This is a genomic window from Leisingera sp. (genome assembly GCF_034669605.1).
In the GTDB taxonomy this organism is placed as follows: domain Bacteria; phylum Pseudomonadota; class Alphaproteobacteria; order Rhodobacterales; family Rhodobacteraceae; genus Leisingera.
On record NZ_JAXMOX010000248.1, the window covers coordinates 1 to 6,180 of the forward strand.

Sequence of the window (6,180 nt, forward strand, 5' to 3'; positions counted from 1 at the left end):
GATTGGCTGGCGGGAGACGGGCTGACCAACGCCGATATCAGCTGCTGCAGCTACCTCTACTACCCCGAGCCCTTCGGCTTTGACCGCGCCGATTGGCCCCATATCGACGCCTGGCTCACCCGTATCAGCGCGCAGCCCGGCTGGAAACACCCCTATGACCTGATGCCCGGCAGACCGTCGGACCGGACTTGAGGAGACAAGTATGACTGAAGCTTATATCTATGACGCCCTGCGCACCCCGCGCGGCAAGGGCCGCAAGGATGGCGCCCTGCACGAGGTGACCTCGGTGCGGCTGTCCGCCCTGACGCTGAACGCGCTCAAGGAGCGCAACGGCCTGGAGGGCCATGCGGTCGAGGACGTGATCTGGGGCAATGTCACCCAGGTGAAGGAGCAAGGCGGCTGCCTGGCACGCTCCGCTGTTCTTGCCTCGGATCTGGACGAACGTATTCCGGGCCTCGCTATCAACCGCTTCTGCGCGTCTGGCATGGAAGCCGTGAACCTGGCCGCGAACCAGGTGAAGGGCGGCGCCGGTGATGGCTATATCGCAGGCGGCGTCGAGATGATGGGCCGGGTGGCCATGGGCAGCGACGGCGCCGCAATTGCCGTCGACCCGAGCCTGGCAATGGACACCTATTTTGTGCCGCAGGGCATCTCGGCCGATATCATCGCCACCGAATACGGCTTTAGCCGCGATCAGGCCGACGCGCTGGCGATGGAAAGCCAGCGCCGCGCCAAGGCCGCGTGGGACGACAACCGCTTTGCAAAATCCGTGATCACCGTCACCGACCAGAACGGGCTGGCGATCCTGGATCATGACGAATACATGCGCCCCGGCACCGACATGCAGGCACTGGGATCGCTGAACCCGGCGTTCCAGATGATGGGTGAGCAGATGCCCGGCTTTGACAAGGTGGCGATGCTGAAATACCCGCATCTGGAGCGGATCAATCATATCCACCATGCGGGCAACTCCTCGGGCATTGTGGATGGTGCTGCGGCGCTTCTGATCGGCAACAAGGAGTTCGGCGAGAAGCACGGGCTGAAACCGCGCGCCCGCATCAAGGCGACCGCCAAGATCGGCACCGACCCCACCATCATGCTGACCGGCCCGGTTCCGGTGACCGAGAAGATCCTGGCCGGCAGTGGCATGACGATCGGCGATCTGGATCTTTTCGAGGTGAACGAGGCCTTTGCGAGCGTGGTGCTGCGCTTTCAGCAGGCATTTGATGTGGACCCGGAGCTGGTCAACGTCAACGGCGGCTCCATCGCCATGGGGCATCCGCTGGGTGCCACCGGTGCGATCATCATCGGCACCCTGCTGGATGAGCTGGAACGCCAGGACAAAGAATGCGGCCTGGCGACGCTGTGCATCGCATCCGGCATGGGTGCGGCCACCATCATCGAGCGCGTCTGATGCCGAAGCTGGACCTTTCCCGCCTGCCCTGGCGCACCGGATCGGGCTACCCCGGCAAGCTGGCTGCGGCGGGTGACGGGCGCAGCGTGCAGCCGCTGGGCGACCTCGGCGGCCTGACCCAGTTCGGCGTCAACATCGTGCGGCTGGAGCCGGGCGCGATGTCTTCCTTGCGCCACTACCACATGGAGCAGGACGAATTCGTGATGGTGACCGAGGGCACCTGCACCCTAATCGACGATCAGGGCGCGCATGAGATGCTGCCGGGCGACTGTGCCAGCTTTCCGGCGGGGGATGAGAACGGCCACCATCTGGTGAACCGATCGGACAAGCCTGCCGCCTTTCTGGTGGTCGGCACCCGCACCCCGGCAGAGACCGCTTTTTACAGCGATTTGGACATGATGGTGAAAATTGCCGAAGGGCAGTTCAATTTCACCCGCAAGGACGGCAGCCCGCTGACGGCTGACCAGACCGGAGAAAACACATGAGCGATTTCAAATACCACGTGGACGCGGACGGCGTCGCAATCATCACCTGGGACGCGATCGGCAAGTCGATGAACGTCCTCACCCGCGAGGCCTTTAGCCTGGTGGAGGAATATGTTGACCGGGCGCTGGCGGACGAGGCCGTCAAGGGTATCGTGATCACCAGCGGAAAGAAGGATTTTGCCGGCGGCATGGACCTGAATGTGCTGGCCACCATCCGCGAAGAATCGGGTGAGAACCCGGCCCAGGGCCTGTTCGACTTCACCATGGGCGGCCACCGGATCCTGCGCAAACTTGAACTCGCAGGCATGGACCCGAAAACCAAGAAGGGCGGCAAGCCGGTGGCCTGTGCCATCAACGGCACCTGCGCCGGCATCGGCACTGAGATTGCCCTCGCCTGCCATCACCGGGTGATGACCGACAACCCCAAGGCCAAGGTCGGCCTGCCGGAGATCATGATCGGTATATTCCCCGGCGGCGGCGGCACCACGCGCTATTCGCGTATGGTGGGCGCAATGGCGGCGGCGCCGGTGCTGCTCGAAGGCAAGATGCTGGATCCGAAAAAAGCCAAGGGCGCCCAGCTGATCGATGCGGTTGCTGACGATGCTCTGGCGGCGGCCAGGGAGTGGGTGCTGAACGCCAAACCTGCCGATCTGGTGAAACCCTGGGACGCCAAGGGCTATAAAATGCCCGGCGGCGCCCCCTATCATCCGGCTGGATTCATGACCTTTGTCGGCGCCTCGGCGATGATCAACGGCAAAACCCAGGGCGCCTTCCCGGCGGCGCAGGCGCTGCTCAGCTCAATTTATGAAGGCGCGCTGGTTGATTTCGACACCGCGCTGAAAATCGAGGCCCGCTGGTTCACCCATGTGCTGATGAACCCGTCGTCCTCGGCCATGATCCGCAGCCTGTTCCTGAACAAGCAGGCGCTGGAAAAAGGCGCGGTGCGGCCCAAGGAGGTGCCGGATCAGGCGGTCAAAAAAGTTGGCGTTCTGGGCGCGGGCATGATGGGCGCCGGTATCGCGCTGGTCTCCGCCCAGGCGGGCATCGAGGTGGTCCTGATCGACCGTGACCAGGAAGCTGCCGACAAGGGCAAGGCCTATTCCGCCGCCTACATGGACAAGGGCATCAAGCGCGGCAAGGCGACCGAGGAGAAGAAAGCGGCGCTGCTGGCGCAGATCACCGCGACCCCTGATCTGGACGCGCTGAAAGGCTGCGACCTGATCATCGAGGCGGTGTTCGAGGATCCCGGCGTCAAGGCGGAGATGACCAAAAAGGTCGAGGCAATCATCCCCGAGGACTGCATCTTTGCCTCCAACACCTCGACCCTGCCGATCAGTGAGCTGGCCAAGGCGTCCAGCCGCGCGGATCAGTTCATCGGCATCCACTTCTTCTCGCCGGTCGAGAAGATGCTGCTGGTGGAGATCATCAAGGGCCGCGAAACCGGCGGCCGCGCGGTGGCCAAGGCGCTGGACTATGTGCGCCAGATCCGCAAAACGCCGATTGTGGTCAATGACGCGCGCTTCTTTTACGCCAACCGCTGCATCATCCCCTATATCAACGAAGGGGTGCGGATGATTGCCGAGGGCGTCAGCCCGGTGCTGATCGACAACGCCGCGCGGCAGCTGGGTTTCCCGGTGGGGCCGATCCAGCTGACCGATGAGACCTCGATTGATCTGGGGGCCAAGATCGCGCGGGCAACCAAGGCGGCAATGGGCGATGCCTATCCGGAAAGCCCGTCCGATGAGCTGATCTTCTGGATGGAAGAACAGGGCCGCTTAGGGCGCAAGGCCAATGCCGGTTTCTTCGACTATGACGAGAAAGGCAAGCGCGTCGAGTACTGGAAGGGCCTGCAGGAGAAATACCCGCAAACCGCTGAGCAGCCTGATCTGATCGAAGTGCAGGAACGGCTGATGTTCGCACAGGTGCTGGAAGCGGTGCGGGCGCTGGAGGAAGGCGTTCTGGAAGACATCCGGGAAGGCGACGTGGGCGCGATTCTGGCTTGGGGCTTTGCCCCCTGGTCCGGCGGTCCGTTCAGCTGGCTGGATATCATCGGCACACCCTATGCGGCCGAACGCTGCGATCAGCTGGCCGGACAGCATGGCGATCGCTTTGCCTGCCCGGATCTGCTGCGCGACATGGCGAACAAGGGCCAAAGCTTCTATGGCCGGTTCGACCCGGAAAAATCTGCGGCCGCCTGAGGGCAACGGATAACGCAAACGGCCGGGCATTCCCGGCCGTTTTCAAGTGTTCCGGTAAACGGGCTGCCCGCTCAGTTCAGCGGTTGTTGATATCGGGCCGCGGCGGATGCCGGGCCGGGCGTGTTCCAGTGGTCGTCCTCGGCCATCATCGACAGCACCAGGCCGTGCGCCTGATCCGGCGGCAGCACCCTGTAGGCGCTTTCCCCGGTAAAGATGCGCCCGCACATCAAATTGACCGGAGCTGCGGAGAACCCCAGCATTCCGGCTTCCAGATAAATCACCTGATCCTCGGCGAACCGCAGTGTGACCAGCTCCAGCTGCGCGCCGGGATGCATCCGGCGGATACCGCGGTAGCCCTCCAGCGCGGCGGCAGGCACGACCGCAAAAGGATCGCCCTGAACATCCTCCACCAGATCGCTCTCCAGCAGCACGCCCTGATCCGGCATCAGCCACAGCGGCACCCGGTTCATCAGCGCATCACGCGGCACCAGCAGCGGACAGCGGGCCGGGTCAAGTTCCCCGTCGCCCGGAACAATGGTTTCGCGCTGCAGCTCCACAACCGTCTGCATGCCATGATCGAATGTCAGCACCTTGTCGCCTGCAGTCAGCGCCTCAACCGGGCGCCAGCCAAGGTTCGACGCAACATGGGTGCCGGCCAGAAACCCGCCCTGCCCGACTGCGGCCAGAGGAAAACCGCTGCTCAACGGCTGTCCCAGCGGGGCTTGCGAGCGTTTCAGGAGCCAATCCAGCATCCGACTTCCTTTCCTGCAGCCAGGGCAGTTCCGCCCAGGCCATTCCGGTTATTACCGCCATCCCCGGTGCTGTCAGCCCGGCAATGCGGCAACGACCGCTCACTGTTCACGTCCAAGCGCCGGACTGCCTGCCGCTGGCCGGTCCGGCCCCGCGCTGGCAGCCGCAGCACTGTTTCCTGTCATTGAAGTAAGGGAGATTCGTTAAAAGAGTATTCAAATTGCCCGATATCTGCGGCACAGGCCCCGGCAATGGCTTCGGCGGCAGCATCGTCATAATAGCGCCGCCAGTCCCGCTGCCGGCCGCTTTCATTGACCCGCGGCAAATCGAGGGAAAAGCCGAGATGGTCGAACAACGGCCGGGCATCCTCCTGGAAATGCTCCAACCGGATATAGAGCTGGCATTGCTCCGCCCCATCTGCACGGCGCATGTAGGAGGCCGAGGGGCTGCCCTGAAACGCGCTGAGGATCTGCGGATGCTGCACAAAGGCGCGGAACTCCAGGCTTTGCGCGATCCGGACCGCCGGGTGGCCGAAGCTCTGCTCCCGCAGCCAATGGTAATAGCTGACCGCCCGGTCCCAAGGGTTGCGCACCAGGGTGAACGCAAACAGCGACCGCAGAGTTTCTTTTGGCACCAGCCCGTCGATATCGGCAAGAGCGGAGTGTTTCCACAGCCGCCCGCGGGTCTGGGCATCCTTCAGACGGCGGCGGCGTTTCAGCGCCTTGGGCGTATCCCCCAGCATCATGTCATCCGCCATGGCACGCGCCTCAAGCGCCAGGGCCAACGCTGTGCCGCCGGTCTTGGGGATATGGATAAAGACGTATTTGCGGCCCGGCGACAGGATCATGACCTGACCCTAAGCAATTGCTCCAAAGATGGAAACGCCGGAAATGCACCGGGCGGCGCTGGTCTGCCCGCCTGGCCGGAAAGCCGCTTGCCGGGCAGCGGGACAGGCGTCGTCCTGCAACGGGGAACAACAGCAGTCTGCCGCTTCTTTCTGGCCGGAAATACTCCGGGGTGAATTGCCCTGCAGGGGCAAGAGGGGCAGCGCCCCTGGCCGTCATCTGGAGCGCAGCGCGATGGTTGTTCCTGCGGCTATGATCAGTGCGATGCCCGAAATCTGCCATCCGTTAAGAGCCTGCCCCCAATAGGCCCAGGCGACACCGGGGCCGACGATCATCACCGAGTATTCGAACACCGCAACATAGGAGGCCTCGCCCAGCTGGTAGGCCTTGGTGATCAAGAACACGCCACCCACCGCCGCGCAGCCCTGCAGCAGAATCAGGTGTGAGATCTCCCACAGCGGCCAGACCCAGCCGCGGGTGACAAAGCC

6 protein-coding genes and 1 pseudogene are annotated in these 6,180 nt (G+C 63.5%); 4 read left to right on the forward strand and 3 right to left on the reverse strand.

Annotated features, from left to right (window positions below):
* The 4 genes from VOI29_RS21765 to VOI29_RS21780 form a co-directional block, all read left to right on the forward strand.
* The coding region (locus tag VOI29_RS21765) for a glutathione S-transferase family protein (protein ID WP_323783629.1) at positions 1-192 on the forward strand (192 nt) is incomplete at its 5' end.
* Between the two features lie 10 nt (positions 193-202).
* Positions 203-1,414, forward strand: coding sequence for an acetyl-CoA C-acetyltransferase (locus tag VOI29_RS21770; RefSeq protein WP_323783631.1), 1,212 nt, complete (start codon positions 203-205; stop codon positions 1,412-1,414).
* Positions 1,414-1,899, forward strand: a complete 486-nt coding sequence (locus VOI29_RS21775) for a cupin domain-containing protein (protein ID WP_323783633.1) — start codon at positions 1,414-1,416, stop codon at positions 1,897-1,899. Before VOI29_RS21770 ends, VOI29_RS21775 begins: the two co-directional genes overlap by 1 nt.
* Positions 1,896-4,097, forward strand: coding sequence for a 3-hydroxyacyl-CoA dehydrogenase NAD-binding domain-containing protein (locus VOI29_RS21780; RefSeq protein ID WP_323783634.1), 2,202 nt, complete (start codon positions 1,896-1,898; stop codon positions 4,095-4,097). Before VOI29_RS21775 ends, VOI29_RS21780 begins: the two co-directional genes overlap by 4 nt.
* Before the next feature lie 71 nt (positions 4,098-4,168).
* Here the strand turns inward: VOI29_RS21780 and VOI29_RS21785 are convergent, their stop codons facing one another.
* The 3 genes and pseudogenes from VOI29_RS21785 to VOI29_RS21795 all read right to left on the reverse strand — a co-directional run.
* A complete protein-coding gene (locus VOI29_RS21785; protein WP_323783636.1) occupies positions 4,169-4,849 on the reverse strand; it encodes a Hint domain-containing protein in 681 nt (226 codons plus the stop codon).
* A 179-nt stretch (positions 4,850-5,028) separates the two neighbouring features.
* Entirely contained in the window at positions 5,029-5,694 is a 666-nt protein-coding gene (locus VOI29_RS21790) for a sulfotransferase family 2 domain-containing protein (RefSeq protein ID WP_323783638.1), read from the reverse strand.
* 213 nt (positions 5,695-5,907) lie between these two features.
* Positions 5,908-6,180 (reverse strand): annotated as a pseudogene (locus VOI29_RS21795) (EamA/RhaT family transporter); the annotation flags it as partial.

Coding starts and splice junctions, on each gene's coding strand:
- VOI29_RS21770 (WP_323783631.1), top strand. CDS start 203: ATGACTGAAGCTTATATCTATGACGCCCTGCGCACCCCGCGCGGCAAG.
- VOI29_RS21775 (WP_323783633.1), top strand. CDS start 1,414: ATGCCGAAGCTGGACCTTTCCCGCCTGCCCTGGCGCACCGGATCGGGC.
- VOI29_RS21780 (WP_323783634.1), top strand. CDS start 1,896: ATGAGCGATTTCAAATACCACGTGGACGCGGACGGCGTCGCAATCATC.
- VOI29_RS21785 (WP_323783636.1), bottom strand. CDS start 4,849: ATGCTGGATTGGCTCCTGAAACGCTCGCAAGCCCCGCTGGGACAGCCG.
- VOI29_RS21790 (WP_323783638.1), bottom strand. CDS start 5,694: ATGATCCTGTCGCCGGGCCGCAAATACGTCTTTATCCATATCCCCAAG.